Annotated in this window: 35 protein-coding genes and 1 pseudogene; 20 read left to right on the forward strand and 16 right to left on the reverse strand. The window is 68.6% G+C overall.

Translation table 11 applies throughout. The annotated features are described in order from the left end of the window. From J2850_RS31830 to J2850_RS19700, 3 genes and pseudogenes are all read right to left on the reverse strand, one after another. A pseudogene (locus J2850_RS31830) lies at positions 1 to 122 on the reverse strand (electron transfer flavoprotein subunit beta/FixA family protein); the annotation flags it as partial. A 155-nt stretch (positions 123 to 277) separates the two neighbouring features. Then, positions 278 to 847, reverse strand: coding sequence for a cob(I)yrinic acid a,c-diamide adenosyltransferase (locus J2850_RS19695; protein WP_209985072.1), 570 nt, complete (start codon positions 845 to 847; stop codon positions 278 to 280). 7 nt (positions 848 to 854) lie between these two features. Beyond that, complete coding sequence (locus J2850_RS19700) at positions 855 to 1,049, reverse strand: twin transmembrane helix small protein (protein WP_209985075.1); 195 nt, start codon at positions 1,047 to 1,049, stop codon at positions 855 to 857. Positions 1,050 to 1,233: 184 nt separating this feature from the next. Between J2850_RS19700 and J2850_RS19705 the strand changes: the two genes are divergently transcribed. Both J2850_RS19705 and J2850_RS19710 read left to right on the forward strand, forming a co-directional pair. Further along, the gene (locus J2850_RS19705; RefSeq protein WP_209985078.1) at positions 1,234 to 2,694 is read left to right on the forward strand and encodes a GH1 family beta-glucosidase; all 1,461 of its coding nucleotides are present in this window, start codon (positions 1,234 to 1,236) and stop codon (positions 2,692 to 2,694) included. 164 nt (positions 2,695 to 2,858) lie between these two features. After that, positions 2,859 to 3,272, forward strand: coding sequence for a hypothetical protein (locus J2850_RS19710; RefSeq protein WP_209985081.1), 414 nt, complete (start codon positions 2,859 to 2,861; stop codon positions 3,270 to 3,272). Positions 3,273 to 3,275: 3 nt separating this feature from the next. On the opposite strand, the gene J2850_RS19715 is transcribed toward J2850_RS19710, so the two are convergent. Next, on the reverse strand, positions 3,276 to 3,545 hold the full coding sequence (locus J2850_RS19715) for a hypothetical protein (protein ID WP_209985083.1): 270 nt from the start codon (positions 3,543 to 3,545) through the stop codon (positions 3,276 to 3,278). 251 nt (positions 3,546 to 3,796) lie between these two features. Here J2850_RS19715 and J2850_RS19720 point away from each other — a divergent pair, with 251 nt between their 5' ends. Then, positions 3,797 to 4,741 carry a peptidoglycan-binding domain-containing protein gene (locus J2850_RS19720; protein WP_209985086.1) on the forward strand — a complete coding sequence of 315 codons (945 nt, stop codon included), beginning with the start codon at positions 3,797 to 3,799 and terminating at the stop codon, positions 4,739 to 4,741. 86 nt (positions 4,742 to 4,827) lie between these two features. Here J2850_RS19720 and J2850_RS19725 read toward each other — a convergent pair whose 3' ends face one another. The 7 genes from J2850_RS19725 to J2850_RS19755 all read right to left on the reverse strand — a co-directional run bounded on the left by J2850_RS19725 (position 4,828) and on the right by J2850_RS19755 (position 11,073). Continuing rightward, complete coding sequence (locus J2850_RS19725; protein WP_209985089.1) at positions 4,828 to 5,076, reverse strand: DUF1178 family protein; 249 nt, start codon at positions 5,074 to 5,076, stop codon at positions 4,828 to 4,830. Positions 5,077 to 5,156: 80 nt separating this feature from the next. Continuing rightward, on the reverse strand, positions 5,157 to 5,837 hold the full coding sequence (locus J2850_RS19730; RefSeq protein WP_246513265.1) for an endonuclease III domain-containing protein: 681 nt from the start codon (positions 5,835 to 5,837) through the stop codon (positions 5,157 to 5,159). 144 nt (positions 5,838 to 5,981) lie between these two features. Continuing rightward, positions 5,982 to 6,770, reverse strand: a complete 789-nt coding sequence (locus J2850_RS19735) for an ABC transporter ATP-binding protein (protein ID WP_209985092.1) — start codon at positions 6,768 to 6,770, stop codon at positions 5,982 to 5,984. Positions 6,771 to 6,781: 11 nt separating this feature from the next. Continuing rightward, entirely contained in the window at positions 6,782 to 7,558 is a 777-nt protein-coding gene (locus J2850_RS19740; protein WP_209985095.1) for an MlaE family ABC transporter permease, read from the reverse strand. 156 nt (positions 7,559 to 7,714) lie between these two features. Next, positions 7,715 to 8,848: an alanine racemase gene (alr, locus tag J2850_RS19745; protein ID WP_307354493.1), complete on the reverse strand. Its 1,134-nt coding sequence runs from the start codon at positions 8,846 to 8,848 to the stop codon at positions 7,715 to 7,717. 13 nt (positions 8,849 to 8,861) lie between these two features. After that, entirely contained in the window at positions 8,862 to 10,367 is a 1,506-nt protein-coding gene (locus J2850_RS19750; protein WP_209985101.1) for a replicative DNA helicase, read from the reverse strand. 121 nt (positions 10,368 to 10,488) lie between these two features. Then, positions 10,489 to 11,073, reverse strand: a complete 585-nt coding sequence (locus J2850_RS19755; protein ID WP_209985104.1) for an LOG family protein — start codon at positions 11,071 to 11,073, stop codon at positions 10,489 to 10,491. A gap of 147 nt (positions 11,074 to 11,220) precedes the next feature. On the opposite strand from J2850_RS19755, the gene J2850_RS19760 reads away from it, so the two are divergent. The 3 genes from J2850_RS19760 (at position 11,221) to J2850_RS19770 (ending at position 13,882) form a co-directional block, all read left to right on the forward strand. Beyond that, positions 11,221 to 11,706, forward strand: a complete 486-nt coding sequence (locus J2850_RS19760; protein ID WP_209985107.1) for a c-type cytochrome — start codon at positions 11,221 to 11,223, stop codon at positions 11,704 to 11,706. A gap of 2 nt (positions 11,707 to 11,708) precedes the next feature. Further along, positions 11,709 to 12,617 carry a cytochrome c gene (locus J2850_RS19765; RefSeq protein WP_246513267.1) on the forward strand — a complete coding sequence of 303 codons (909 nt, stop codon included), beginning with the start codon at positions 11,709 to 11,711 and terminating at the stop codon, positions 12,615 to 12,617. A gap of 155 nt (positions 12,618 to 12,772) precedes the next feature. Next, entirely contained in the window at positions 12,773 to 13,882 is a 1,110-nt protein-coding gene (locus J2850_RS19770; RefSeq protein WP_307354494.1) for a LysM peptidoglycan-binding domain-containing protein, read from the forward strand. A 98-nt stretch (positions 13,883 to 13,980) separates the two neighbouring features. Here the strand turns inward: J2850_RS19770 and J2850_RS19775 are convergent, their stop codons facing one another. The 4 genes from J2850_RS19775 to J2850_RS19790 all read right to left on the reverse strand — a co-directional run bounded on the left by J2850_RS19775 (position 13,981) and on the right by J2850_RS19790 (position 16,975). After that, complete coding sequence (locus J2850_RS19775; RefSeq protein WP_209985112.1) at positions 13,981 to 14,400, reverse strand: hypothetical protein; 420 nt, start codon at positions 14,398 to 14,400, stop codon at positions 13,981 to 13,983. A gap of 29 nt (positions 14,401 to 14,429) precedes the next feature. Beyond that, positions 14,430 to 15,458: a magnesium/cobalt transporter CorA gene (gene corA / locus J2850_RS19780; protein WP_209985115.1), complete on the reverse strand. Its 1,029-nt coding sequence runs from the start codon at positions 15,456 to 15,458 to the stop codon at positions 14,430 to 14,432. 163 nt (positions 15,459 to 15,621) lie between these two features. After that, positions 15,622 to 16,032 carry a hypothetical protein gene (locus J2850_RS19785; protein WP_209985118.1) on the reverse strand — a complete coding sequence of 137 codons (411 nt, stop codon included), beginning with the start codon at positions 16,030 to 16,032 and terminating at the stop codon, positions 15,622 to 15,624. A 385-nt stretch (positions 16,033 to 16,417) separates the two neighbouring features. Continuing rightward, on the reverse strand, positions 16,418 to 16,975 hold the full coding sequence (locus J2850_RS19790; protein WP_209985121.1) for a helix-turn-helix domain-containing protein: 558 nt from the start codon (positions 16,973 to 16,975) through the stop codon (positions 16,418 to 16,420). Positions 16,976 to 17,084: 109 nt separating this feature from the next. Between J2850_RS19790 and J2850_RS19795 the strand changes: the two genes are divergently transcribed. Continuing rightward, positions 17,085 to 17,384, forward strand: a complete 300-nt coding sequence (locus J2850_RS19795; RefSeq protein WP_209985124.1) for a helix-turn-helix domain-containing protein — start codon at positions 17,085 to 17,087, stop codon at positions 17,382 to 17,384. Here J2850_RS19795 and J2850_RS19800 read toward each other — a convergent pair. After that, the gene (locus J2850_RS19800; protein WP_209985127.1) at positions 17,381 to 17,575 is read right to left on the reverse strand and encodes a hypothetical protein; all 195 of its coding nucleotides are present in this window, start codon (positions 17,573 to 17,575) and stop codon (positions 17,381 to 17,383) included. The genes J2850_RS19795 and J2850_RS19800 overlap by 4 nt on opposite strands. Positions 17,576 to 17,639: 64 nt before the next feature. On the opposite strand from J2850_RS19800, the gene J2850_RS19805 reads away from it, so the two are divergent. The 13 genes from J2850_RS19805 to J2850_RS19865 all read left to right on the forward strand — a co-directional run bounded on the left by J2850_RS19805 (position 17,640) and on the right by J2850_RS19865 (position 24,986). After that, positions 17,640 to 18,113: a phage regulatory CII family protein gene (locus tag J2850_RS19805; RefSeq protein ID WP_209985130.1), complete on the forward strand. Its 474-nt coding sequence runs from the start codon at positions 17,640 to 17,642 to the stop codon at positions 18,111 to 18,113. A gap of 5 nt (positions 18,114 to 18,118) precedes the next feature. After that, positions 18,119 to 20,305: a Mu transposase C-terminal domain-containing protein gene (locus tag J2850_RS19810; RefSeq protein ID WP_209985132.1), complete on the forward strand. Its 2,187-nt coding sequence runs from the start codon at positions 18,119 to 18,121 to the stop codon at positions 20,303 to 20,305. Between the two features lie 77 nt (positions 20,306 to 20,382). Next, positions 20,383 to 21,147, forward strand: a complete 765-nt coding sequence (locus tag J2850_RS19815; protein ID WP_209985135.1) for an AAA family ATPase — start codon at positions 20,383 to 20,385, stop codon at positions 21,145 to 21,147. 53 nt (positions 21,148 to 21,200) lie between these two features. Further along, complete coding sequence (locus J2850_RS19820) at positions 21,201 to 21,719, forward strand: hypothetical protein (protein ID WP_209985138.1); 519 nt, start codon at positions 21,201 to 21,203, stop codon at positions 21,717 to 21,719. Continuing rightward, positions 21,716 to 22,066 (forward strand): hypothetical protein, encoded by a 351-nt coding sequence (locus J2850_RS19825; protein WP_209985141.1) that lies wholly within the window; start codon positions 21,716 to 21,718, stop codon positions 22,064 to 22,066. The genes J2850_RS19820 and J2850_RS19825 overlap by 4 nt, the downstream gene beginning before the upstream one ends. Next, positions 22,063 to 22,413, forward strand: coding sequence for a hypothetical protein (locus J2850_RS19830; RefSeq protein WP_209985145.1), 351 nt, complete (start codon positions 22,063 to 22,065; stop codon positions 22,411 to 22,413). Before J2850_RS19825 ends, J2850_RS19830 begins: the two co-directional genes overlap by 4 nt. After that, on the forward strand, positions 22,410 to 22,805 hold the full coding sequence (locus J2850_RS19835) for a hypothetical protein (RefSeq protein ID WP_209985148.1): 396 nt from the start codon (positions 22,410 to 22,412) through the stop codon (positions 22,803 to 22,805). Before J2850_RS19830 ends, J2850_RS19835 begins: the two co-directional genes overlap by 4 nt. Further along, positions 22,802 to 22,975: a hypothetical protein gene (locus tag J2850_RS19840; RefSeq protein ID WP_209985151.1), complete on the forward strand. Its 174-nt coding sequence runs from the start codon at positions 22,802 to 22,804 to the stop codon at positions 22,973 to 22,975. Before J2850_RS19835 ends, J2850_RS19840 begins: the two co-directional genes overlap by 4 nt. 5 nt (positions 22,976 to 22,980) lie before the next feature. Then, positions 22,981 to 23,628 (forward strand): DUF3164 family protein, encoded by a 648-nt coding sequence (locus J2850_RS19845; RefSeq protein WP_209985155.1) that lies wholly within the window; start codon positions 22,981 to 22,983, stop codon positions 23,626 to 23,628. A 9-nt stretch (positions 23,629 to 23,637) separates the two neighbouring features. After that, positions 23,638 to 24,012: a hypothetical protein gene (locus J2850_RS19850; RefSeq protein ID WP_209985157.1), complete on the forward strand. Its 375-nt coding sequence runs from the start codon at positions 23,638 to 23,640 to the stop codon at positions 24,010 to 24,012. Beyond that, the gene (locus J2850_RS19855; protein ID WP_209985160.1) at positions 24,002 to 24,379 is read left to right on the forward strand and encodes a hypothetical protein; all 378 of its coding nucleotides are present in this window, start codon (positions 24,002 to 24,004) and stop codon (positions 24,377 to 24,379) included. The genes J2850_RS19850 and J2850_RS19855 overlap by 11 nt, the downstream gene beginning before the upstream one ends. Beyond that, on the forward strand, positions 24,376 to 24,708 hold the full coding sequence (locus J2850_RS19860; protein WP_209985162.1) for a hypothetical protein: 333 nt from the start codon (positions 24,376 to 24,378) through the stop codon (positions 24,706 to 24,708). The genes J2850_RS19855 and J2850_RS19860 overlap by 4 nt, the downstream gene beginning before the upstream one ends. Then, positions 24,705 to 24,986: a hypothetical protein gene (locus J2850_RS19865; RefSeq protein ID WP_209985165.1), complete on the forward strand. Its 282-nt coding sequence runs from the start codon at positions 24,705 to 24,707 to the stop codon at positions 24,984 to 24,986. The genes J2850_RS19860 and J2850_RS19865 overlap by 4 nt, the downstream gene beginning before the upstream one ends. The last annotated feature ends 235 nt before the right edge of the window (positions 24,987 to 25,221 follow it).

Genomic DNA, 25,221 nt, shown 5'->3' on the forward strand with positions numbered 1-25,221 from the left:
ATCTCGTCGAAGGGGTTCATGCTCATCTTCACGTTGGCGGTCTCGACGCCGCTGCCGTCCGCCTTCACGCGGACCTTCACGTTGTAGTCGACCACTCGCTTAACGGGGACGAGGACTTTCATAACTCACCCTGGCTGCTGGACGTGCGCCTGTTACGGCGAACACCGCGAAAATTGCTGTGGTTGCGAACGGACCATAGGATCTGGCATTACCACTGTCAATGACGCCCCGACATGCCGCCGACCCGTTCCGGTCGCTCTCTTTGCGGCAGCTTTCGTCAGCGATTGGCCCCCGGAACCCATAGCACGTCATCGGCACCATTCCGGTTCGCGACGCGACTCAGCACGAACAGGTGGTCGGACAGCCGGTTGACGTATTTCAGCGCCGCCGGGTTCACCGGCTCGTGCCGTGCCAGGTCGGTCATCAGCCGTTCCGCCCGGCGGGCGACGGTGCGGGCGAGGTGCAGGTGGGCGGCGGCCGGCGAGCCGCCGGGCAGGATGAAGGAGGTCAGCGGCGCCAGGTCGGCGTTCATCGCGTCGATCTCCGCCTCCAGCCGGTCGACCTGGGCCTGGACGATGCGCAGCGGCGGGTATTTCGGCGCCTCCTCCTCCGGGGTGCACAGGTCGGCGCCGAGATCGAACAGGTCGTTCTGGATGCGCCCGAGCATGGCGTCGGCGTCGGGCAGGTCGCGGGTATGCAGGCGGGCCAGCCCGACGGCGGCGTTCGCCTCGTCCACGGTGCCGTAGGCGGCGACGCGGCGGTCGTGCTTGGGCACCCGGCTGCCGTCGCCGAGCGAGGTTTCGCCGGCGTCGCCGCCGCGCGTGTAGATCTTGGTCAGCTTCACCATGGTCGCGTCAGCCCTGGGTCAGGATGGCGAGGACGAACAGCAGCAGGGCGGCGCCCTGCAGCATGACGCGCAATCGCATCGCCTTGTTGGAGCGGCGGGGATCGCCCTGGCCGCCGCGGGCCATGAAGAAGAGGCCGACGAACAGCGAGCCGACCACCGCCAGCATCGCCAGGACCAACAGGAAGGGGAATAGCTCGTGCATGCCGCCATCATAGCCCAGCGGCTGTGCGTTCGCCTATGGCGATGCCGGCGCCTTCGCGGCTGTCGGCGACGATTCCGGCGAGGTGAAGCCCATAAGAATCACGACACTGGGGAAACCCGCCGTTGCCAAAGCCGCCGGACCGCATAGAGTGCGCCTCCGGGATTTGGAGCGATGGGGCGAGGCGATGAAGCGGCGGGCTTTCCTGAAGGCGGCCATGAAGGGTGCGGCGGCGGCGACGCTCGGCGGCGGCACGCTGGCGGCGCTGACCCGCGGCGGCGTCCAGGCGGCGCCCGGCGGCCCCGCGGTGGAGCGGGTCGCCTTTCCACAGGGCTTCCTGTGGGGCGTCTCAACCTCCTCCTACCAGATCGAGGGGGCGGTGGCCGAGGATGGGCGCGGCCCCAGCGTCTGGGACAGCTTCAGCCACTCCTTCGGCCGCATCGCCAACGGCGACACCGGCGACGTCGCCTGCGACCACTACCATCGCTACGCGGAGGATGTGGAACTGATGGCGCGGGCCGGGATGCAGGCCTACCGCTTCTCCATCGCCTGGCCGCGGGTGCTGCCGCAGGGGACAGGCTCGGTCAACGCCAAGGGCCTCGACTTCTACGACCGGCTGACCGACGCGCTGCTGGCCCGCGGCATCCAGCCCTGGCCCTGCCTCTTCCACTGGGACCTGCCGCAGGCGCTGCAGGACAAGGGCGGCTGGACCAACCGCGACATCGCCGGCTGGTTCACCGACTACGCCCTGGCGGTGACGGCGCGGCTGGGCGACCGCGCCAAGCACTGGGTGATGCTGAACGAGCCGTCGGTGGTCGCCATCTTCGGCCACGGCACCGGCGGGCATGCGCCGGGCATGACCGGGCGCACGACCTGCCTGAAGGCGATCCACCACCAGAACCTCGCCCAGGGAACGGCGCTGGCGGCGCTGCGGCAGGCAGGCGGCAAGGGGTGGCAGCTCGGCACCGTGCTGTCGCTGCAGCCCTCCTGGCCGGTCGGCGGCCTCGACTCGAACTATCCGGCTTCGCTGATGTGGGACGCGGTGTGGAACCGCTCCTGCCTCGACCCGCTGTTCAAGGGCAGCTTCCCGGAACTGCTGGCCGCCGAGTTCGGCGCCATCGCCCGCGCCGGCGACCTGGAGCGGATCCGCCAGCCGGTCGACTTCCTCGGCGTCAACTACTACAGCCGCATGCACCAGCAGCCCGATCCTGGCGGGCTGTTCGGCACCGGCTACGGCTCGCCGCCGGAAGGCACGCGCAAGACCGGCATGGACTGGCCGGTGGAGCCGGACGGGCTGTCCGAGATCCTGTCCGATCTGCAGGAGAGCTACGGCAATCCGCCGGTCTATGTGACGGAGAACGGCGCCGACTATCCCGACACGCCCGGCCCGAACGGTCAGGTGGATGACGGCGACCGCATCGCCTATCTGCGCGGCCATTTGCTGGCCGCCGCCAAGTCGATCGACGAGGGCTGCAACCTGAAGGGTTACATGGCCTGGACGCTGCTGGACAACTTCGAGTGGGCGGAGGGCTACCGCCGCCATTTCGGTCTGGTCGAGGTCGACCGCAAGACGCTGGCCCGTCGGCCGAAGGCAAGTTACGACTGGTACGCGTCGGTCATCCGCAACAACGCGGTTCCGGTGGCCTGAGCGGGATTTCCGAACAGCGCCCCCTTGTGGGCGGGTCCGGGAGCGCTGCATGACCATCGGGTCCGCAGGCTTTTCGGGGCTTGGCCACGAGTGGCGCGATCCGGGCAAACCTTCCCGGGGGCCGGGTGTGGTACCCTGCGGCCGATTTCCAGACCGTGTGAGCCATGCCGCCTCCCCGCCCGCCCCAGCCGACCCGCTACGCCATCCAGAAGGCGCGCGGCCAGGGCTGGAAGACGCTCGAGGTCGGAGAGGACCTGCCGCAGGCCAGGGCACGGTTCCAGCAGATGGTCGGCGTCAACCCACGCGCCTATTTCCGGCTGATCCAGCTCGATTACAATGCCGACTCCGCCTATGACGGGATGGAGTTCACCTGGACGCTGATCGAGCTGCACGACCCGACGAGGGGCCGGCCGCCGGCCAAGGCCGCGCCGGCGGCGGTGCCGCGCCGGACGAGGGCTGCCCGCCCGCGCAAGGCGAAGGAAACCGTGGCGCTGCCGCTGCGCATCTATCTGGCAGTGATCCTGGTCGGCACGCTGGCCGGGGCGCTGGCCTACCTGCATTTCGCCGGCGGGCGGTAGGCGTCAATTCTCCTGGCTGTAGCCCTTGCGCCGCATGCACTGGGCGAAGATCGCCCTGCGGTACTGGAATTGCGGCGTCTCCGGCAGCGGGCGCAGCGGATAACCGCGCAGGCGCATGCTGTCGTCCACCTGTTCGTTGCATTCGTCGAACGCGATGGTCGGCACCTGCTCGCCGGCCGCCCAATCGCGATAGGCCGGCGGGCCGCCGCAGCCGGACAGTAGGGTGACTGCGGCCAGCGCAGCCAGGGGGCAAGCGATCCTGAACCCGGTCATGCTCCTCGGCCTCCTCCCGCTACCCCGGATTTGTCTCCGAAATGACGGTAGCACGTGGCGGCCCGGCCGATCCATTTTCGCAGGCGATTTCGGCAGCGCGCCTTTTCGGCAACGCTGCACGGGGGACAACACAGACTCACCAAAATCGCCAGCGGAAAAGTGCCGCAATCTGGTAACACGGTCGTTGCCCCGGCGAGCGGGGCATGTCGTGGCTCTGTGGTCGGTGTGGTGTCACGGACGGAGGAATGGGCATGTCTGGGATTGCGCGGCGGATGCAAGGTGGCGCCGCGGTTGCTGTGGTGATCGCATCGGCTCTGGCACTGGGCACGCCGGCAACCGCAAGGGCGGAGCCGGGGGCGGCCGACATCCAGTGGGCGCAGATCATCCTGAAGGAGAAGGGGTTCGACATCGGCGGCCGGCCCAAGGGCCAGATGACGCCGGAAACCCGCGCCGCCCTCAGCGCCTACCAGAAGTCGGTCGGCCTGCCGGCCACCGGCAACCTCGACCAGGCCACCGTCGGCAAGATGATGGCGGAGCGCGAGAAGAAGGCGACGCCGACCATGGGCAGCCTGTCGAAGAGCCAGGTCGGCCAGACCCACCGTGACAAGGAGGTGGCACCGCGCGCCGCCCCCACCGGCCGGGTTTCCGCCGGAAACGAGACGGTCGGCGGCATGGCGCAGTTCGGCGGCGCTCCGGTGTCCTCCTCTTCGTCCTCTTCCTCTTCCTCTGCGTCCTCCTCCGCCAGCCGCACCGAACCGGCCGCCCCGGCGGCGCGTCCGGCACCATCCGCCGTGGCATCCTCTGCCGCTCCCGCTGCGGGTACCGGTGCCGCCCCGGCGGCCCACACCGCCGCCGACGGGCCGGTGCCGCAGGCGGCGCCCCGTGGGGCCGTGTCTGCGACCACGCCGGACGGGCGGCCGGCGGTGGTGGAAGAGGCGCCCGCGATCGGCAGCGGCACGCCGATCTGGCAGTCCAACGCCGCACGCTACGGTGTCGCCGGGTTGGTTGCCGCGACGCTGGGCGGCATCGGCTTTGCCTGGTGGCGCAGTGGCCGTGGTGCCGATCCGCTGCGCGGCGCCCCGGCCGGCGACGACCGGCCGCGCGACACCCGCGTCGAGCCGAGCTTCGGAGGCCCCCGCCGCCGCGAGGAACTGACGACGGGACCGCGCCTGACGGCCGACGCCCGGCGGCGCTGACGGCCGAGCCTTCCGGCTTTCAGACCTCTGCCCCTTCCCTGACCCTTCGCCGCTTCACGGGAGAGGATCAGGGAAGGGGCGCCCCATCACATCATCGACATCACCGGGCACCCGCCGCCGCCGCAACCGCCGGGGGCGCAGGCCGGCGTGCAGGCGGGAGCCGGGGCGGGTTGCGCCTTGCCGACGCGGGGCGCCATGATCGCCTTGGCAACGTCGGTGCCGCCGCAGGACGGGCAGGGAAGGCCGGCGGACTTCTTGGCATCATAGTCGGCCATATTGTCGAACCAGCGGTCGAACTCGTGGCCGCAGGCGCAGCGCAGGGCATAGACGATCATCGCGGAGCCTCAGGAGGGATGGAAGACGGCGCCCTTCTACCGGCCAGCCGGCACCTCCGCCAGGATCTGCATCAATCGGTTCAGCGGGAACCGGTGACGCCCACCCGTGCGCACATCGACAACAGCGGGCAGGTCGAGCAGCGCGGACGCTCGCCGGTGCAGATCCATTTGCCGAAAGGCACCAGCCGCTCGTTGATCTCCACCCAATACCGCTTGGGCAGCACCGCCAGAAGGGCGGTCATCGTCTTCTCTGGCGTGCGCGCGGCGACATAGCCCCAGCGGTTGGTGACGCGGTGGACATGGACATCGACCGCCAATGCGGGGATGTCGAAGCCGACCGCCAGCGTCAGCGCCGCGATCTTCGGCCCGACACCGTGGAAGCTCATCAGCGCGTCTGGCGTGTCGGGGACCTCGCCGTCATGCTCCTCGACGATGCGGCGCGACAGTTCGCGGATGTCGCGGGCCTTGGGCTCGGGAAAGGTGGCGCCGTGCAGGAGCTCCACCAGCCGCTCCTCCGGCAGCGCAGCCATCGCCGCCGGGGTATCGGCGATGGCGAACAGGCGCTCCGACACCTCCAGCGTCGTCTCGTCGCGCGTGCGGGCGGAGATCAGGCTTGCCACGAGCTGCTCGAAGGGAGAGGCACGGCCGCGGTCGCGCAGCTCGAACATCGCCGCCTTCGGGTAGGGGGCGACGGCGACGCGCAGGCGGCGGAACGCCTCGTCGATGTCGAAATCCGGAGCGGTCGCCGGGTGCAGACTCAAGGATGGAGCCCTTCGGGGAAACGGGAGGTCCGTGGTGAACAACTCCCGAAACCCCGGTGCGTTCCCTGCGGGTGCGGCTCGCGCGGGTATGCCGGCATGTGCGGGCGCAGCCGGGGCAGCGGCCGGCAGCGGCGACCGCCGCCGTTACAGGGCGCGCACCTGCATCTTGATCGGCCCCTCGGCCCGGCCATGGACGAACTGGTCGACATGGGCGTTGCCGGAATGGTCGATGTCGCCGGCATGGCCGGTCCAGATGATCCGGCCCTCGTAGATCATGGCGACGCGGTCGGCGATCTTGCGGGCCGAGGCCATGTCGTGGGTGATGGTGACCGCGGTGGCGCCGAGGTCCTTCACGCACTGAACGATCAGCTCGTTGATGACGTCGGCCATGATCGGGTCGAGGCCGGTCGTCGGCTCGTCGAAGAAGATGATCTCCGGCTCGTCGGCGATGGCGCGGGCCAGGCCGACGCGCTTCTGCATGCCGCCCGACAGCTCGGCCGGCGACAGCTCGGCCACGTCGGGGCTGAGGCCGACGGCGCCGAGCTTGGCGATGGCGATCTCCTTGGCCTGGGCGCGCGGCATGTGCTCGCCCTGGATCAGGCCGAAGGCGACGTTCTCCCATACCTTCAGGCTGTCGAACAGGGCGGCACCCTGGAACAGCATGCCGAACTTGTGCAGCAGCTTCTCGCGCTCACGCGTGCGCAGCTTCGTCGTCTCGACGCCGTCGACCATGATCGAGCCGGCATCCGGCGCCAGCAGGCCGAGAATGCATTTCAGCATCACCGACTTGCCGGTGCCCGAGCCGCCGATCACCACCAGCGACTCGCCCTTGCCGACCTCCAGGTCGATGCCGTTCAGCACCTTCTTCGGGCCGAACTGCTTCCTGACGCCCTTCAGCGCGATTTTCGGGAGCGCGATCTTGGGATCGGTCATGGCTTCAGCGCTCACTTCGTCGAGAAGAAGATGCCGGTGATCAGGTAGTTCCACACCAGGATCAGGATGGAGGCCGACACCACCGCGTTGGTGGTGGCCGCGCCGACGCCCTGGGCGCCGCCCTTGGAGTGGTAGCCGTGGTAGCAGCCCATCAGCGCGATCAGGAAGCCGAAGATCGCCGCCTTCACCAGGCCGGAGATGACGTCGACCGGCTGCAGGAACTCCCAGGTGCGGTTGATGTAGCTGGCGGCGTTGAAGTCCAGCCGGTAGACGCCGACCAGGAAGCCGCCGAACACGCCGATGACGTCGGCGACGATCACCAGCAGCGGCAGCATGGTCAGGCCGGCGATCAGGCGCGGGGCGACCAGGTACTTGTGCGGGTTGGTCGACAGGGTGGACAGCGCGTCGATCTGCTCGGTCACCCGCATGGTGCCGATCTCCGCCGCCATCGCGGCGCCGATGCGCCCCGCGACCATCAGGCCGGCCAGCACCGGTCCCAGCTCGCGCGTCACCGACAGCACCACCACCGTGGCGATGGCGCCCTCCGCCTGGAAGCGGGAGAAGCCGCTGTAGCTCTGCAGCGCCAGCACCATGCCGGTGAACAGCGCCGTCAGCCCGACCACCGGCAGCGAATAATAGCCGATGTCGATCATCTGGCGCAGGATCTGCCGCGGGTAGAGCGGCGGGCGCACGCAGTGCGACAGGGCCGAACCGGTGAACAGAGCAAGACGGCCGGTCGCTTCCAGGAAGATCAGGAAGGCCCGGCCGGTGGCGGCGAGGAAACCCATCAGTCGGCCCGCATCCTTGTTGAGGTTCGTTGGGGCGATGCGGTCATAGCACCGATGTGCGCTGCGGTCATCCTTGGACTTCGCATTGGTGCAGCGACATCCTCGCCGCGGCGTGGGCGCCCGCGTGCGATCCATGCCGGTCCTGCCGCCGGTGCCTCAGGCGCCGGTATGGACCCGGTGGTAGCGGCGGCCGAGCGAGGTCAGGATCTCGTAGCCGATGGTGCCGGCTTCGGCGGCCACCTGATCGACCGGGCGGCTCGGGCCGATCAGTTCGACCATTCGCCCGGGCCGGGCCGCCGGTTCGGGCAGCCCGGTGACGTCGATGGTGATCAGGTCCATGGAGATGCGGCCGACGATCGGGGCTGGAGTCCCATCGACATGCACATGGCCCTTGCCGCCGAGCGTGCGCAGGTAGCCGTCGGCATAGCCGACGCCGATGGTGGCGATCCGCGCCGGTCCGGCAACCGCGTGGGCGGCGCCGTAGCCGACCGTCATCGGCGGCGCGCAGTCGCGCACCTGCAGGATGCGGGCGTCCAGCCGCATCACGCCGCCCATCGGGTTGGGCAGATGCGGGGTCGGGTTGATGCCGTACAGCGCGCAGCCCGGCCGGGCGAGGTCGAAATGATGGTCCCGGCCGTGGAAGATGCCCGACGAGTTGGCAAAGCTGGCCCGCGCCTTGGGCAGGCGCGCCAGCGCCGCGCGGAAGCGCTCGCGCTGCGCTCCGGTCATGGGGTTGTCGAACTCGTCGGCGCAGGCGAGATGGGTCATCCAATAGCGGACGTCGATGCCGTCCAGCCGCTCCGGGTGCCCGGCCAGGTCGTCCAGTTCGTCCGGGCCGAGCCCGAGGCGGTTCATGCCGGTGTCGATGTGGATGATCGCCGGCAGCCTTTCGCCGCGGCTGCGGGCGAAGGCGCTCCAGGCGGCGATCTCGCCGGCGTGGTTCAGCACCGGCAGGATGCGGGCGGCCAGGAAGTCGGCCTCGCAGCCGGCCGGCAGGCCGCCGAGCGAGGCCACCTCCGCCTGCGCCGCCACGGTGCCGCCGGTGCCGTCGAGCGCCCGGCGCACGGCCAGGGCTTCCGAGAACTGGGCGACGAAGAAGCTGCGGCAGCCGGCCGCCGCCAGGGCGGGCACGATGCGTGCAGCGCCCAGCCCATAGGCGTCGGCCTTGACCACGGCCGAACACTCGGCCGGCGCCACCCGGTCGCGGAGTTGCATCCAGTTGGCGACGACCGCCCCCACGTCGACGGTGAGGATGGCGCCGGCGCTGGCGGAAGGATCGGTCGCGGACACGTCTGTCGTCCTGTTATTCGTCGTCGTGATTGCGCTGGTCGAGGTCGCCGAACTTGGTGAACTGGCCGTCGAAGTAGAGGCGCACGGTGCCGATCGGACCATGGCGCTGCTTGGCGATGATCACCTCGGCGGTGTTGTGCACCTCGCCCAGGCGCTGCTGCCAGCGCTGGTAGCGGTCGTTGAACTTGTCGTCGCTCTCGTCCGGCCGGCGCGACGGCTCGGCGCGCTCCAGGTAGTACTGCTCGCGGAACACGAACATGACCACGTCGGCGTCCTGCTCGATCGAGCCCGACTCGCGCAGGTCGGCGAGCTGGGGCCGTTTGTCCTCGCGCAGTTCCACCGCACGGCTGAGCTGCGACAGCGCCACCACCGGCACGTCGAGTTCCTTGGCGATGGCCTTCAGGCCGCGGGTGATCTCGGAGATTTCCTGCACCCGGTTCTCGGACCCGCGGCTCGACGAGCCGCGCAGGAGCTGCAGGTAGTCGACCACCACCATGCTGAGGCCCGAGGTGCGCTTCAGCCGGCGGCAGCGGGTGCGAACGGCGGCGACCGACAGGGCCGGCGTGTCGTCGACGTAGAAGGGGCAGCGCGCCAGATCCTGGCTGGCCTGGACGAATTTCGGGAAATCGGTGTCGCGGATCTCGCCGCGGCGGATCTTGTCGCCCGGCACCTGCACCTCGTCGGCGAGGATACGGGTGGCGAGCTGCTCCGCCGACATTTCCAGCGAGAAGAAGCCGACGACGCCGCCTTCCTGCCCGCTGGAGCGCATGTGCGCCTTGGCGGCGTTGAAGGCGATGTTGGTGGCGAGCGCCGTCTTGCCCATCGACGGCCGGCCGGCCAGGATGATCAGGTCCGACGGGTGCAGGCCGCCCAGCTTGCGGTCGATGTCGATCAGGCCGGTGGTGACGCCGGTGACGTGGCTGGAGCGGCGGAAGGCCACCTCGGCCGTGGCGATGGCGTGCTTCACCGACTCGCCGAAGGCGACGAAGCCGCCCTGGACGTCGCCGGTGGAGGCGAGGTCGAAGAGCTGCTTCTCCGCCTCGCCGATCTGGTCGAGCGCGGTGATGTCGAGGTCGTGGCGGTACGCCTCGTTCACCATGTCGGTGCCGACCTCGATCAACTGCCGGCGGATGAACAGGTCGTGGATGGTGCGGCCGTAGTCGCCGGCGTTCACCACCGTGACGACGTTGGCCGCCAGCTCCGCCAAGTAGGCGGCGCCGCCGTCGACCGCCAGGTCCGGGTCGTTGTCGAACACCGCCTTCAGCGTGACCGGGTTCGCGATCTGGCCGCGGTCGATCATCTTGGTGATGGCGCCGAAGATCCGCTGGTGCGCCGGATCGTAGAAATGCTCCGGCCGCAGGAACTCGCCGACCTTCTCGTAGGCCTTGTTGTTGACCAGGATGGCGCCCAGCAGCGCCTGCTCCGCCTCCTCGTTGTTGGGGGGCGTTCGGTACTCCGCCGTCGGCTTGACCGCGGCGGAGGGGCGGGGATCGAACAGCGAGGAGGTCTGGTTGCTCATGGCGGCTACAATAGCAGAAACATAACGCGAACGCTCTGCGAAGGGCGGGGTACCCTCCACAAAAGCTGTGCACAGAAGTTATCCACAGGATGGGAAGTCCGGGGATAACCGCGGGAAGCCGTTACAGCTTGCGGGGCTGGACCGGGTGGGACGGCTGGGGCATCCCCTCCAGCGCCTCGAACACTCCGTCGACATGGTCGGCGACGCGGTAGAGGGCGGAACGGTCGATGCGGGCGAAGCCCTGGGCGACCATATGGTCGATCAGCCCGAGCAGCGGGCGCCAGTAGCCGTCGACGTCGGCGACGACGATCGGCTTGTCGTGCAGCCGGAGCTGCTTCCAGGTCAGGATCTCGAAGGCCTCGTCGAGCGTGCCGAGCCCGCCCGGCAGGATGACGAAGGCGTCGGCGCGCTCCACCATCATCCGCTTGCGGGTGTGCATGCTGTCGACGACGTGGAGTTCGGTCAGGCCGGTGTGCTCGACCTCGGCCGACTGGATGTGCTCCGGGATGATGCCGACCACCTCGCCGCCGGCGGCCAGCGCGGCGTCGGCGCAGATGCCCATCAGCCCGACCCGGCCGCCGCCGTAGATCATCCGGATGCCGCGCCGCGCCAGCCCGTCGCCCAGCGCATGGGCGGCTTCCTTGTGGACATCGGCGACGCGGCTGGAGGCGCCGCAATAGACGCAGACGGACGACAGGCTCTTCATCGCGGGTCAACCTTTCCCACCCCCGCCTCATCCTGAAGAGGGAGCGTCAAAAATCCTGGTGAGCACCATGGAATATCGGGTGAGGGCGCCGCGTCAACCACGGCACAGCCACCGTTTCAGGGCCATGGCTTCATCGGGAGGGACCACATGAACAACCGCGTCGTCAACGTCCTTGCTGCGACATCCGTCGCCGGCCTGCTTTTCGCCCTGTTCGGCTTGTCGTCGGGCACGGCCGGCGCGGCCGATCCGGCCGCGCAGGTGAAGGAGCGCCAGCAGACGATGAAGGCGATGGGCGGCGGACTGGGCGCCGTCGCCAAATACGTGAAGGGCGAGGGGGCAACCGCCGAGGACGCGTCCAAGGGGGTCGCGGCCCTGGTGGCGGCGTCGGGCAAGGATCCCAAGGCGGTCTTCCCCGAAGGCACCGAGGTCGGGGTCGGCGACAGTGCCGCCAAGCCCGAGCTGTGGAAGAACTGGAGCAAGGCGCAAAGCGACTGGGGCGCCGTGCAGCCGGCGGCGCAGAAGCTGCAGGCGGCGCTGCAGGGAGGCGACCGTGCGCAGGTCGCCCAGGCGCTCGCCGCCACCTCGAAGACCTGCGGCGGCTGCCACGAGGACTTCCGCATCAAGAAGAACTGACGATGGGTCGCACACTTCCGGTCGTGGTCCTGGCGCTGCCGCTCGCGTTCGCGGGCGGCGCCGCAGCCGATGACGGAGCGCCCGGCGGAGCGGTCGCCAGCATGCCCGCCACCACGGCCGGCAGCGCGGCTGAGCGCGGCGCCTACCTCTTCCATGCCGCCGGCTGCCAGGGCTGCCACACCGCCTCCGAGGGCGGCGGGGAGCCGCTGGCCGGCGGACGGGCGCTGAAGACGCCCTTCGGCACCTTCTACACCCCGAACATCACCCCAGATCCGGCCAACGGAATCGGCCGCTGGAGCGATGCCGACTTCATCCGCGCCTTCCGCGAGGGGGTGCGGCCGGACGGCACCGCCCTCTACCCGGCCTTTCCCTACGCCAGCTACACGCTGATGACCGACGGCGACCTGCTGGACCTGAAGGCCTACCTGTTCGCCCAGACGGCGGCGGCGGCCCCCAACAAGCCGCACGACCTGTCGCCGCCCTTCTCCTGGCGGTTCCTGCTGCCGGCCTGGCAATGGATGTACCTGACCCCCGGGCCGCGGCCCGACGAGCCTGCGCGGCCGGCGGCCTGGAACCGCGGGCGCTACCTCGTCGACGCGTTGGGCCATTGCGGCGAATGCCATACGCCGCGTAACCTCCTCGGCGCCATGGAGGCCGACCGCTATCTGGCCGGCAATCCCGACGGTCCCGACGGCGACAAGGTGCCGAACGTCACCGGCGCGACCGGCAAGGGGATCGGCGGCTGGTCGGACGGCGACCTCACCTTGCTGCTGGAAACCGGCCTGACCCCGGAAGGCGACGTCGTCGGCGGCGCCATGGGCGAGGTGGTGCGCAACAGCACCTCGAAGCTCACGGCCGAGGACCGGGCGGCCATCGCCGCCTACCTCAAGACGGTTCCGGCGGTGGAGTAAGCTGCCGGAACCCGTGCATGCATCCTGCTTTGGTAGGGGCAATCCGCCTCTTCAGGCGGACGCACGTGCTCCAACGGCACCATTCTTTTGCGCCCTTGAGTTCTGCTATGATCGGCCATCCGCCTCTGTTGGCGGGCCGCCGGATGGGTGCTCAGGTGAAACGAAACGCGCTGTTCGCAGTTGTGGGCGTGGCTCTGCTCGGCGGAGCCGCGGCGGTGGCCCTGTGGCCGGTGGCCAATCCGGTGCCCGGAGCGCAGCCGGCGGAGCGAGGCCTGACGTCGGCCGCTCCGGCGGTCCAAGGCGTGGCGGCGCGGATCCCGGCGGACGCGCGGAAGGAACAGCTCAAGGAGCGGCCCGGGGACCCGGCAAGGGATCAGGCGGCCGGCACGCCGCCGGCGCCCAGCTTCGACGTGGTGCGGGTGGCTCCCGATGGAGCGACGGTGATGGCCGGACGGGCGGCTCCCGGCTCCGAAGTCGCGGTTAGCGAGGGCGGTGTCGCCATCGCCACCGCCAAGGCCGACCAGCGCGGTGAATGGGTCATGCTGCCGGACAGGCCGCTGGTTTCCGGCACCCGCGAGTTGAGCCTCTCGGCGACGGCCCCCGGTGCCGGTGCGCCTGTTCCTGCCGACAAGGTGGTGGTGGTGACGATCCCGGAGGCCCAGAGCGCCGGTTCGGCCGCGGCCGCGCAGGCGGAGGAGCGGACGGCGGTCGCGGTGGCGGTGCCGCGCGACGGTCTGGCCGGCGTCGTCCCGTCAGCCGGCGGCAGCTCGGTCCTGCAGGCGCCACCGGTGCCGGACCGCGGGGCGCCCGCCCCTCCCGGTGGCGTGACGGTCGAGACGCTCGACTATGATCCGGCGGGGCGGGTCGCCCTCGGCGGCCGGGCGACGCCGAACAGCGCGGTGCAGCTCTATCTCGACAATATCCTGGTCGGCAGCGCCCACACCGATCCCAAGGGCAACTGGCGCCTGTCGCCGGAGAAGCTGATCGACCCCGGCCTCTACACGTTGCGTGCCGACCAGGTCGCGCAAAGCGGCAAGGTGATCGCCCGCGCCGAACTGCCTGTCCAGGTCTCGGCCATGCCGGCGGACCTCACCGACGGGCGCAAGCTCGTCGTCCAGCCCGGCAACAGCCTGTGGCGCCTGGCCCGCCGCACCTACGGCGACGGCATGCTCTACACCACCATCTACACCGCCAACCGCGACCAGATCCGCGATCCCGACCTGATCTATCCCGGCCAGATCTTCGCTCTGCCGCAGGTGAACTGACCCCGATCCTGGGCGCCGGCGGCGGCCCGCTTCCGCTCCACCACCATAGGGCTCACCGAGGCATACCCGCAGCGCCCGGCGCCGCCGGGCGGCGATGATCACGCCGGCGGTGCCTTCCCCAGCGCCGCCCAGCCGAGCGGGGTCAGGCGCAGCAGCTCCGGCCCCTTGCCGGCGGGGTTCGGCTCCAGGCTCACCAGTTCGCGGTTCTCGAACCAGGCCCAGCGCTTCACGTCGGCGGTGGTGCCCATCCAGCCCTCGGCCAGCCTCGACAGCACCTCGATGTCTGCAGCGGCGATCGGGAACTTCGGCCTGTCCACCGCAGGCTTGGCGGGAGGAGCCGCCGGGGCCGGGGCCAGGGCGGGGGCGGGAAGCGGCGGCGCCTCGTCCCCGGCGCGGGCGCGGATCCACTCCGTCTGGTAGCTGCGGAGCGCCTGCTCCAGGTCGCTGCGGGCGGCCTCCACCGGGCAGCGCAGATAGGCGTCCAGCAGGACGTGCAGTGTATCCCTAGACTCTTTCATCGTCCCACCCCTCGCACCACGATCCACTGTCACAGCCAGCCCGCCCGCTTGAAGCGGACATACAGGGCGACGCAGCTCACGGCGATCACCGCCAGCACCGCCGGGTAGCCGTAGCGCCAGTGAAGCTCCGGCATATGCTCGAAGTTCATGCCGTAGAGGCCGGCGATCGCCGTTGGCACGGCGAGGATGGCAGCCCAGGCGGCCAGTTTGCGCGTCACGTCGTTCTGCCGCCCCGCGGCCAGGATCATACTGGTTTCGAAGGCGAAGGACAGCACCTCGCGCAGCGAACCGATCTGGTCGTTGACGCGGATCACATGGTCCTGGACGTCGCGGTAATAGGGCCGCATCACCGGATCGATGATCGGCAGGTCGAAGCGCTCCAGCCGCGAGCACACCTCCAGCAGCGGCGAGGCGTTGCGGCGGAGCCGCTCCATGTCGCGTCGGAGCTGGTGGATGCACTCGACGTCGTTCATGCCGGGGGGGCGCGAGATCAGGCGGGTATCCAGGTCGTCGACCGTCGCGGCCAACTGGTCGAGCACCGGGAAATAACAGTCCACGACATGGTCCATGATGGCGTAGACGACGAAATCCTCCCCATGCTTCAGCAGGCTCGGCGCGCTTTCGACCCGCGCCCGCACCGTTGCGTAGCTGCTGGACGCGCCATGGCGGACCGTGACGACATAGCCCTTGCCGGCGAAGACATGGGTTTCGCCCAGCATCAGTTCGTTGTTCTCCAGGCGTGCGGTGCGCAGGACCATGAACAGGCTGTCGCCGTAGACCTCCACCTTCGGGCGCTGGTGGGCGTGCAGGGCGTCCTCCACCGCCAGCTCGTGCAGGCCGAACTGGTGCTTCACCTCGTCGAGCAGTCCCTCCTCCGGCTCCAGCAGGCCGATCCAGACGAAGGTGTCCGGCATCTTCGCCCAATTGCCGGCCTCGGCAATCGGGACGTCGGCGATGCGGCAGCCGGCACGGTAGGCGGCGCTGGCCACCACGCCGTTCCGGGTGGCGGGAGGTTCGATGGGGTGGGCGGTCGGTTCCGGGGGAGGGAGCGGCGTCATCGTCGGTGAAAACCCTATGGGGGTGTGACAGGACCAATGGTTTGACGTAGTTGGACACCGGGATCCGGTGGGATTTGCCGGGACCGCGTGGGACGGACGCCTTGCAACAGTTGGGATTTGTGCGCCTCAAATCCCGGTCACGTCAAACCATCCGTCGCCGGCCTCACCCGTCCATCTGCGCAGTATGGTTTGACGTCACCGGTTTGGCCGCCGCCCGTAGTTCGAAGATGACGTCGCCCAGCGCCTTCCGGAGGCTGCCGAGAGCGAACACGATCAGGCCACCGATGATCACACTCAGGCCGGCGAACATATCGCCTCGTGGGTCGAGTGCCAGCAGTGCGCCGACCAGCACCACAAGCGCGCCAAGCACCCGAAGGAAAGTGGCGGCGGCCGACGGGTACCGCAGTGCGTCCTCGCGTAGGTCTTTCATCTTGCCTCTCAGTATAAAAATGCTGACCCAAAATGGGAATGACGACGCGACCGGCTTAAAGCCGCCCATTGTCGTTGATTGCAGCCGGCGCTTGAATATCACGAACTGAGAGTTGAGAAGAAGGGAAAGAACCAGTTCGCTCACACGCGATGGTGAACATTTTACTTTGCCGGCGCCTGTCTCGATCGGCCATGGCTATCGCGAAGATTTGGCGAACTTCAGCGGCTTCGGGAAAACCGTCAGCCGCGGGGTAACGACACATTGGCACACTCCGTGCTATCCCACTCTTGCCGCGTGGCCGGTGGGGGGAGGGGTCTCATCGAGACCGGGTCGATGTTGCTCCTCAGACGGGTTGTGCCATCATCCCGCGACCAGGGTCACCAGCCCTGGCCCCCGCTGCTGGCGGCATACGTCGGTATGCCGTTGAGGTTGCAGCGGTGAAGCCAATATGCCACCTAAGGCATTAAGCGCGCAAGATTTGCGCGACCAAATGATTCAATGTTTCGCGCCTGCAACGAAACGTAATCGGTTACTGAACCAAGCGCACAATGTCGGCAAGGTCCGGATCGGCGGCGATGTCGATGGGGTGACCGGCCGTCGAGAGTTCCGGCGGCACATCCAGTCCGTCCGCAAGCATCTTCGCGCGGCGCCGATCGAGCAATCGCCGGAATAGGACGACCACCCGCGCCTTGTGGCGCGGATGCAAACGCAGGTCTTCGGCTAGCAGATAGCTTTCCAAGCCCTCAATCAGGTTGCCGAGAAGCGCCTCGTCCGACGCTGTCGGCAAGGCCGGCGCATGGTCGCCATCCCCCAGTCGCATTGGGCCTTCACCGAACGCCAACCATTGCAGGGACACGCCGTGCGGGTCCGCCAGTCGAACCGCGACCTCGAATGGCAGCCGATGCACCCCCTGGACATACCGTGCGAGCATCTCAGGCGTCGTTTTGGCGACCTTCGCCGCCGATCTCTTCGTGTCGAACAGGCCGACGACGAGGGAAAGGCGCTGTCCAACTTGGATATCCGAAGCTGGACGTTCATCCCTGACCTCGTCGCCGCTGCCGCTTGTTGGCTTAGTTGTTGATTTCATTGAAAAACCCGCTTTACGGCACCCGGTCAAGCGTCTGCCGAAGACGGACAGCGTCCAAGATCCATAATTCGACTGGTGCGCGTCGAAAAAGACGTGTATGACAGTAGAAATGTCGATTGAAGCAAACGTGATGACACGACAAAACGACGTCCCCTCCGACCCGCTTGCTCGCCGCGAATGGGTGTTGGCCCGTTTGAAGCGGCGAGGAACCAGCCTCCGGAAGATCGCCTTGGAACTGGGGGTTTCGCCTCAGGCTGCCGCACAGGCCCTGATGCTGCCCTCCGTCCGGCTCGAAGAGGCTTTGGCCGGCGCCCTGGAGATCGAAGTCCATCGCCTCTTCCCCGAACGCTACCGCGCCGACGGAACGCGGATCGCCCGCACCCGTCCACCGGATCGCAGGGTGGCTTAGAAGCGGCGGCGGTAGAGCCGCCCGATCGCCAGCGAGGACGCAGCCCACCCCAAATGTGCGTCCGCGATGTCGAGCAGGACACCGGCAAACGGCCGGGCGACGTCGATCAAAGCCACCGCCATCGCTGCCGTAGCCAAGTCCAGATGACGCAGCGCTGCAGCCGAAAAGACCTCTTCATTCAGTTTCATCATCAACCTCAAGCGTCGCTGTAAACGACGGTCGCAGAGCACTGATACAGCCACAACGGGAACATCAATGCCCAAATCTCCCTACATGCAACGGCGCCCCGGAACGCTGAAGGCTGCGGTAGCCGATCTGATCGAGCGCTGCGGCGGGTTCGCGCGGTCGGCCGAACTCGCCCGTGTCAGCCGTTCGCAGCTATTCCGCTATTCGAACGACTCCGAAGATGACGCGAGCACGCATATGCCCGCGGACATCGTTGCGGCATTGGAACGCTACTGCTCCACCCCCGTCGTCACGGAATGGTTGGCAGCCGAAGCCACATGCACGCTGCTGCGCGTCGAGATCGACGCGTCGGAAGAGACGATCCCGCAGAACGTCGCAGAGATCGCGCAGCATGCCAGCAAGCTCTTTGCGGAGTTCGCCGCCGCCTTCACGGACGGCCTGATCGACGGTCCCGAAGCGGCCAGGATGTTGGCCGCCGGCGATGCCATGATCCGGGAATACATGCACTTGCGGCCGGCGCTGACCGGCCGGACTCGGGCCTGACCGCCATGGCGGAGGACTGGTTCACCGCTGCGCAACTTGCAGACCTCGCTCTGCCGGAGTTGCCCAGCAGTCAACGCCAGATCAAGCGCCGCGCAGAGGCCGATGGCTGGCGTAGCCGCACACGCGATGCGCGTGGAGGCGGTACAGAGTACCACGTCTCTTCCCTGCCCGAGGCGGCCCGCCTGGAACTCGGGCGCCGGGCGGCAGCCGATGCCGTCATCGCCCCTATTCCGGCTTTGCCGGCACCGAAGGCAGCCGTTCCCGTCCTGCCGGAGACGATAGAGGCCCAGTTGCGCCAGGACTACAAGCTGGCGATCCTGGCCGTCTTCGACGGCTTCCATGCCGCCAGCGGCGACAGCCTTACGCCCGCCCGCCACAAATTCGTCGGTTTCTACAACGCCCGCCAAATCGACTTGCCTGATTGGGTGCGGTCCGCCTGCCCCACCATCAGCATGTCGTCGCTCGAACGTTGGGCGCGGGCGCGGGCAGCCGGTGACGCAATGGCCCTTGCCGGCCGCTATGGCAACCGCAAGGGCGCCGGCGTGCTCGACACCGCGGTCGCGGACGTCAAAGGCTACATGGTCGCCTTGATGGTCGAGAACCCGCACCTCGCCATGCATCAGGTGCGCCGGCTGCTGGTGCAGCGCTTCGGCGACGATGTCGAACTCTTCGATGGTACGACCCGCCCGATCCCGACCGAACGCCGCCTGCTCGATGCGTGGCAGGACTGGAAGGCGAAGAACCGGCAACTCCACCTCGCACTCACCAACCCCGACGACTGGAAGAACAAGCACCGCGCCGCCGTGGGCAGCTACAGCGAGGGCATCGAGCGTCCGAACCAACTATGGGAGATCGACGCCAGCCCGTCGGATGTCATGCTGACCGACGGTCGCCACAGCATCTATGTCGTGGTCGACGTCTACACCCGCCGGATCATGATCCTGGTGACGCGCGTACCGCGCACCTCGGCCGTCCTGCTGCTGATCCGCCGCGCCGTGCTGGCGTGGGGAATGCCGGAGGCGATCAAGACGGACAACGGGTCGGACTTCACGTCCCGCGAGGCCGAGCGCGCCTATTTCCTCCTCGGCACCGCTCACCCGACCTGCACGCCCTACAGCCCGGAGCAAAAGCCCCACGTCGAGCGCGCGATAGGCACGGTCCAGCATGGCCTCATGCCGCTATTGCCCGGTTACACCGGCCATAACGTCGCCACCCGGCAGGCGATCCGGTCACGAGAGACGTTCGCCGCCCGTATGGGTGAGAGCGACGCCGACATCTTCAAGGCGGCCCTGACCGGCGACGTGCTGCAGCAATTGGCCGACGATTGGGTCGCCAACGTCTACATGCACAGCCCGCATGAGGGATTGGGCGATCGCACCCCCTACGCCCTGGCGGAAAGCTGCGCCGGCCGGGAAGCCCGCCTGACCAACGAACGCCATCTGGACCTGCTGCTGATGCCGGCTCCCGAGGGTGGCACGCGCACCGTCAGCAAGAAGGGCATACGGGTCGAGAACGCAGATTTTTGGGCACCCGACCTGATCCCCTATATCGGCACCGGCGACCGCTTCGACGTCCGTCTGGACCCGGAGGATATGGGGCGGGTGTGGGTCTACCACTCCGAACCCTTTGCGTTCCTGTGTGTGGCCGAGAACCCGGAGCGCGCCGGCTTGTCGCGCGCCGCCCTGGCCGCCGAGGCGGCGGAGCTGCAGAAGCGCTTCGTCCAAGCCGGCAAGGCGGCGATCCGCGCGGCCAAGTCGCGTTTCCGGCCGCACGATCTGGCCGACGCGCTGATCGGCAAGCCGGCTGCCACCGTCACCGCCCTTCCCACCGCCGCTCCGCCGCCGGCTTTGCCCGCACCGTCACCGTCGGGGCTGCAGCCGTCGGTCGGTCTGGTCGCGGCGCAGCGGGCGATAACCGCGGTCACCCCCTCGGCACCACGCCCGCGGGACGCCAACGAGCAAGCCCGCACGGCTGACATCGCCCGTCGCATTGCGGCGCCGGTGCCGGCCACCGAGAAGCCGGAAGACCGCTGGTGGCGCCGCGCACAGGACATCGAGGCGCGGATCGCCGCCGACGCCGAGGTCGGTGCGGACGAGCTGGAATGGCTGCAGTCGATCGAAAGCTCGGCTTGGTACTGCGCCCGCAAGAACGACGCCGCCCGCCGGGCGGCCTTCGCCCGCGTCGTTGAGTGACCTGACGAACACCAAAAAGAACGGCCCGGCGCGTGGGGCGCACCAGGCCGCTCAGAACAGAACCGAAGGACGACACCATGTCAAAAGTGAACCGCTCTCGCAAGTCCGCATCCTTCGCACCGCTGCGGAACCTGACGCTGCTGGAAGAGCTGGTGATCAAGCTGAAAGACCGCTCTCCCGACGTGCCCGGCCTCGGCGTCTTCCATGGCCGCTCCGGCGACGGCAAGAGCCGCGCCGCCGCGTGGGTCGGCGCCAGTGACCACATGGCCTATTACGTCGAGGCCAACGACTTCTGGACCCCGCGCGCGATGTTGTGCGCGATCGTCGATGCCATGGGGCTGGCGCTGCCCCCGCACGCAACGAGCAATGAGCTTGCGGGAAAGATCGCCGAAGAACTCGAAACCAGCCGTCGGCCGCTGATCATCGACGAGGCCGACCACTTGGCCAAGAAGGACATGATCGACAAGGTGCGCGCCTTGCACGACATGGCCGCGCCCGGTGCCGCGTCCATCGTCCTGATCGGCGAGGAGGGGTTGCCGCAGAAGCTGCAGCGGTATGAGCGGTTCCACCGCAGGATCCTGGACTTCGTGCAGGCCGAGCCTTGCGACATGGACGACGCCCGCCAGTTGGCGACCCTCTACTGCCCGCGTGTCGCGGTGGCCGACGATCTGCTGCAGCAGTTGCTCGACCAGACCTACCGGTCGACCGGCCGGGTTGCCGTCAACTTGGTGACGATCGCCGACTACGCCGCCGGTGAGGGATTGCGGGTGATCGACGCTGCGGGCTATGCGGGCCAGCGGATCAACACGGGTGCGGCCCCCGCGGTCCGGAGGTTCGCCTGATGCCGCGGAAGTACCGCATCCGGCAGGCGGGACCCCGTCGGTGTTGGCAGCTAATGAGAAGCCTGCGGCACTTCAAGGCGCGCGACCTCATGGGCAATGGCGTGTCGAAGAAGTGCGTCTTCGATTTCTTGAAAAACACCATCACCGCCGGCCTGGTCGCGGTGAAGATACCAAAAGGCCAGGACAGCGTCTTCGACGCCGCCGAGTACGAGTTGGTCAAAGACGTCGGCCGCCGCTGCCCACGCTTTCGGAAAGGGCAACTGGACCCCGTTCCGCTTCCCCATGAGCGGATGTGGGCGGCAATGAAACCGCTGCGGAGCGGCTTCACTGTCCGCGAACTGGCCTCTCTGACCAGGTCGGGGGAAAGCAACACCTGGAACTACGTGGCGGCCTTGCGCCGTCACGGGTACCTGGAAACCCTGACCGAGGCAGTCGGCGGCGCGTATCCGACCGAAGGGCGGTACCGCCTCAGGAAGTTGATGGTTACCGGTCCTGACGCCCCCCAACTGCTGCGGGGCGGTGCGGTTTGGGACCCCAACCGCAACGTCGTTGCCGAAGAGGTGTCTGAATGACCGGCCACCTCGACAAGGCTCGTGCCGCTTGGAGCGGGAGGCCGCCGGCCTTCGTGGTGGCGCTTGCCGAGCGGGCCGACCGTGACGGCCTGGCCGCCGCAGGTGCTGCGATCGGCTACGGCAAGGCCACCGTCAGCCTCGTGCTGTCCGCCCGGTATGGCGCCAACCTCGACCGTGTCGAGGCCGCCGTGGCGCAAAGGCTGGGCGTCTCCCAGCCCTGCCCGGTGCTGGGCGCCATCGACGACACCCGCTGCGGCCGGGAACAGCAGGCCGCCAAGCGCAACCGCTCCCTACTCGCCGGCATGCTGCGCAACGCCTGCCGGTCCTGCCCCCGGAGGATGGAATGACCCACATTTCACCGGCCGCCGTGGCGTCGTCGCTCGACGCCTTGGCCGGCCAGTTGAGCCACCTGGCCAAGAACCCGTCGCAGCAGGCGCCGGCACAGGCCGCCACCCTGGCCGACCGCTTCGACGATCTGGCCCGCATGCTCCGCCTGGTCGACTTCCGGGGCGGAGTGCGCTTGGCCCAACACGCCGAGAAGGTCCGCGGCCGGGCCGTCGCCCGTCCTTTCATGGCCTACAACTCCTCGGAGCTGGCAGAGCTGGTCGCGACGCTGCAGACGGCGGCGGCCCTTGCCCGCGAGGCTGCCCGCCGGCCCCACGGCGCTGTGACCGGTGGCGGTGACGCGGCATGACGTACCGGGCCATGCCCCAGCCGGACGGGCTGGTCGAGATCGACATCCCCGCCGTTGCCGGCGCCGCCATCCATACCATCACCCGCCGGGTGGTGACGGTCCGGGATCACGGCGACGGGCGTTACACCTGCCTGCTGTCCGATACTGCCGGCGGGGCTTTGTCCACCATGACCATCGCCCCGGCCGAGAGCGGCGGGTGGGTCGGCGTGCAGCCCCCGATCTCCATCGACGGCGCCGTCCATGTCGCTCAAAGCGTCCTGGCCGGGGTCACCCTGCATCGCTCCATCAACGAACAGATGCGCCTGCTGTCGGAGGCCGTCCTGCTGCTGACCGGGCAACAGCGCGCCGTCGGTCGCCCGGTCGCCGCCCGCTTGGCCAGGGGCGCCCGGTGACGGCCGACCGCATCCATCAGGCGCTCTACGCCGCTTTTGGCATCGCAGCGCCCACCACCCCGCCGCCGGCCGATCCCAGCCGGTTCCCGATCTTCTCCCGACCGGCGCCGGTCACCCTCCATCCCCAACGTCTCGCCGCCGGCGGGACGATCACCACCGCGAAAAGGTAAGCCTGATGGAAGTCGTCACCAACACCGACACCCCGGCCACCGCCCCGGCGATCCCCGCCGGCTACATGGCCGACGCGAAGGGGCGCCTCGTGCCCGAGGCTCTGGTCAAACCGACCGACAAGCTGCAGGACCAGCTAGTGCGCAAGCTGATGGGCTACGCCGACGACCTGTCCGCGCAGGTCGCCCGCTTCAAGGCGCACACCTTCGACGACGTCGGCGCCTTCCTTGCCCTGCTGGCCGAGCAGTATCAGGACACGCGCGGCGGCCAGAAGGGCAACATGACCCTGACCAGCTTCGACGGCACCATGAAGGTGCAGGTGGCCGTCGCCGACCACATGACATTCGGGCCCGAGCTGCAGATCGCCAAGAACCTGATCGACGCCTGCATCGCCGACTGGTCGACCGGCGCCAACGACAACATCAGGGCCTTGGTCGAGCATGCCTTCAGGGTCGACCAGGAGGGGCAGGTCAGCCGCGACGCCATCTTCGCCCTGCGTCGCGTCGCCATCGAGGACGAACGCTGGAAGCAGGCAATGGCTGCCATCGCCGACAGCGTCCGGATCGAAGGCACGAAGAGCTATGTCCGCTTCTACCGCCGTCCGTCCCCTGACGCGGCGTGGAAGGCGGTCACCATCGACCTCGCCAGCGCGTGAGGCGAAGTCATGGCGCACCTCATCGCATTCCACGAAACGGAAGCCCTCCTTTTCAACCCATTCGAAGGGGGCGACGGCGAACAGGCGATCGTCAACGAGATCGTCACCGTCCCGGAACCGCCCCGTTGCCACACCTGCGGCGGCAGGCTGACCCCCGGCACCCGTTGCCGCCATCTGGTCGAGCAGACCGGCGACAAGGCCGAGGGCGACGTCCCCGAGAGCATCCAGCGCAAGGAATACTGGTTCTGCCAGCACTGCTGCGCGGCGATGGCGAAGGACGTCAACGACGGCGGCGACCGCCTCGGGAGCCGCACCGCCCGCATGATCGCCAACCGGGAACGGGTTGCCACCCCCCATGCAGAAAGCACCTGCCATGTCCTCTAAGAAGGTTAAAGCCTCTCTCGTCGTCGAGATCGTCCAGGCCACCGGCCTTCGCCTGACCGACGAGGGTGCGGTCAAGCTCGAAAAGCTGCTGGGCGAAATCGGCGCCTGCGTCATCCGCCAGTACCCGGCGCCGGTCGCCGGCAACGGGCCGGCCATCTTCGACCGGGTCGAAGTCGGGTTCGCTGCCTTGATCGGGCAGCTTGAACGGGCTTCGTCCGGTGCGCCGGCACGCAAGGAGATCGTCGAAGCGGCGGCCTGTCTGCTGGCTTGGGTCTGTGCCCTCGACCTGCAGCCGGCCGACCAACAGCGGCCCGAAAACGCCCTCCCGGCCCTGACCGCGACGAGTGCGACGGAGGGCATGGCATGACCAGGATCATCGACCTGATCCACCGCAGCGGGCTGGACGTGCCGGGCGTGCGTCCGGAGGTGTCGGCCACCCTCGCCGGGCTGGTGGAGGTGGAGCGGCAGCACGGGACCGAGAAGGCGGTGGAGGCGACGCTGTCGGTCTACATGACCGTCGTCGCCACCTTGGCGGCTCGCCACGACAACTCCGCTTATGACCACGGCGCCACATTGCTGGAGACGGCCGCCAAGCAGTTGCGCGAAGCCAAGGCAAGCATGGCGGCCGGCCGTGTGCCGGCGGGCGCCGTCATCAAGCTGGGCGCCTCCACCGGTCACAGGGAGGGCCGGGCATGACCTCTTGCCCCGTTCCCGGTTGCGCCGGCACGCAGAAGACCGGGAAGCTCATGTGCCTGCGCCACTGGCGGTTCGTCTCCGACGGCACGCAGAAGGAGGTCTATCGCAGTTGGCGAGCCTTCAACCGGGCCGCCATGTCGGATCGCTCCGGGAAGCTTGCCGCCTACCGTGTGGCCCGCGACAAGGCGATCGCGGAGGCGACGCGGGAGCAGCAACTGCATGACGGCACCGACCCACTGGACCGAATGGTGAAAGCCGCGGAAGGGCTGATGCCATGAGCCTGCTTCAGCGTCTTCGGAAAGGCGGTGTCACGTGACCACCGCCCCACTGCCTCTCTCCATCACCCTGTTCGACGGCGGCATCGTGCCCGTCCTCCTGGTGGCCGGCCTCCCCGGCCATCCGGAGGAGGTGGAGTTCCTGGTCGACGGATCGCACGTCCGGACCCTCCGGCGGGTGCGCGGGGTCCCCGCGCGCCTCCCCGAGGCTCCCATGGCGCCCGGTCTGCCCAGCCTC

Origin of the sequence: Azospirillum picis, assembly GCF_017876115.1 — a bacterium.
Lineage (GTDB): Bacteria > Pseudomonadota > Alphaproteobacteria > Azospirillales > Azospirillaceae > Azospirillum > Azospirillum picis.

Bases quoted from the DNA above. Each gene is read 5' to 3' on its own strand.
- J2850_RS19815 (WP_209985135.1), top strand. From the start codon at position 20,383: ATGTCAAAAGTGAACCGCTCTCGCAAGTCCGCATCCTTCGCACCGCTG.
- J2850_RS19765 (WP_246513267.1), top strand. From the start codon at position 11,709: ATGGGTCGCACACTTCCGGTCGTGGTCCTGGCGCTGCCGCTCGCGTTC.
- J2850_RS19760 (WP_209985107.1), top strand. From the start codon at position 11,221: ATGAACAACCGCGTCGTCAACGTCCTTGCTGCGACATCCGTCGCCGGC.
- corA (WP_209985115.1), bottom strand. From the start codon at position 15,458: ATGACGCCGCTCCCTCCCCCGGAACCGACCGCCCACCCCATCGAACCT.
- J2850_RS19755 (WP_209985104.1), bottom strand. From the start codon at position 11,073: ATGAAGAGCCTGTCGTCCGTCTGCGTCTATTGCGGCGCCTCCAGCCGC.
- J2850_RS19735 (WP_209985092.1), bottom strand. From the start codon at position 6,770: ATGACCGATCCCAAGATCGCGCTCCCGAAAATCGCGCTGAAGGGCGTC.
- J2850_RS19830 (WP_209985145.1), top strand. From the start codon at position 22,063: ATGACCCACATTTCACCGGCCGCCGTGGCGTCGTCGCTCGACGCCTTG.
- J2850_RS19865 (WP_209985165.1), top strand. From the start codon at position 24,705: ATGACCTCTTGCCCCGTTCCCGGTTGCGCCGGCACGCAGAAGACCGGG.
- J2850_RS19720 (WP_209985086.1), top strand. From the start codon at position 3,797: ATGTCTGGGATTGCGCGGCGGATGCAAGGTGGCGCCGCGGTTGCTGTG.
- J2850_RS19860 (WP_209985162.1), top strand. From the start codon at position 24,376: ATGACCAGGATCATCGACCTGATCCACCGCAGCGGGCTGGACGTGCCG.
- J2850_RS19705 (WP_209985078.1), top strand. From the start codon at position 1,234: ATGAAGCGGCGGGCTTTCCTGAAGGCGGCCATGAAGGGTGCGGCGGCG.
- J2850_RS19795 (WP_209985124.1), top strand. From the start codon at position 17,085: ATGTCGATTGAAGCAAACGTGATGACACGACAAAACGACGTCCCCTCC.
- J2850_RS19850 (WP_209985157.1), top strand. From the start codon at position 23,638: ATGGCGCACCTCATCGCATTCCACGAAACGGAAGCCCTCCTTTTCAAC.
- J2850_RS19715 (WP_209985083.1), bottom strand. From the start codon at position 3,545: ATGACCGGGTTCAGGATCGCTTGCCCCCTGGCTGCGCTGGCCGCAGTC.
- J2850_RS19800 (WP_209985127.1), bottom strand. From the start codon at position 17,575: ATGATGAAACTGAATGAAGAGGTCTTTTCGGCTGCAGCGCTGCGTCAT.
- J2850_RS19725 (WP_209985089.1), bottom strand. From the start codon at position 5,076: ATGATCGTCTATGCCCTGCGCTGCGCCTGCGGCCACGAGTTCGACCGC.
- J2850_RS19810 (WP_209985132.1), top strand. From the start codon at position 18,119: ATGGCGGAGGACTGGTTCACCGCTGCGCAACTTGCAGACCTCGCTCTG.
- J2850_RS19825 (WP_209985141.1), top strand. From the start codon at position 21,716: ATGACCGGCCACCTCGACAAGGCTCGTGCCGCTTGGAGCGGGAGGCCG.
- J2850_RS19750 (WP_209985101.1), bottom strand. From the start codon at position 10,367: ATGAGCAACCAGACCTCCTCGCTGTTCGATCCCCGCCCCTCCGCCGCG.
- J2850_RS19710 (WP_209985081.1), top strand. From the start codon at position 2,859: ATGCCGCCTCCCCGCCCGCCCCAGCCGACCCGCTACGCCATCCAGAAG.
- J2850_RS19695 (WP_209985072.1), bottom strand. From the start codon at position 847: ATGGTGAAGCTGACCAAGATCTACACGCGCGGCGGCGACGCCGGCGAA.
- J2850_RS19700 (WP_209985075.1), bottom strand. From the start codon at position 1,049: ATGCACGAGCTATTCCCCTTCCTGTTGGTCCTGGCGATGCTGGCGGTG.
- J2850_RS19845 (WP_209985155.1), top strand. From the start codon at position 22,981: ATGGAAGTCGTCACCAACACCGACACCCCGGCCACCGCCCCGGCGATC.
- J2850_RS19790 (WP_209985121.1), bottom strand. From the start codon at position 16,975: ATGAAATCAACAACTAAGCCAACAAGCGGCAGCGGCGACGAGGTCAGG.
- J2850_RS19805 (WP_209985130.1), top strand. From the start codon at position 17,640: ATGCCCAAATCTCCCTACATGCAACGGCGCCCCGGAACGCTGAAGGCT.
- J2850_RS19775 (WP_209985112.1), bottom strand. From the start codon at position 14,400: ATGAAAGAGTCTAGGGATACACTGCACGTCCTGCTGGACGCCTATCTG.
- J2850_RS19855 (WP_209985160.1), top strand. From the start codon at position 24,002: ATGTCCTCTAAGAAGGTTAAAGCCTCTCTCGTCGTCGAGATCGTCCAG.
- J2850_RS19820 (WP_209985138.1), top strand. From the start codon at position 21,201: ATGAGAAGCCTGCGGCACTTCAAGGCGCGCGACCTCATGGGCAATGGC.
- J2850_RS19740 (WP_209985095.1), bottom strand. From the start codon at position 7,558: ATGGGTTTCCTCGCCGCCACCGGCCGGGCCTTCCTGATCTTCCTGGAA.
- J2850_RS19835 (WP_209985148.1), top strand. From the start codon at position 22,410: ATGACGTACCGGGCCATGCCCCAGCCGGACGGGCTGGTCGAGATCGAC.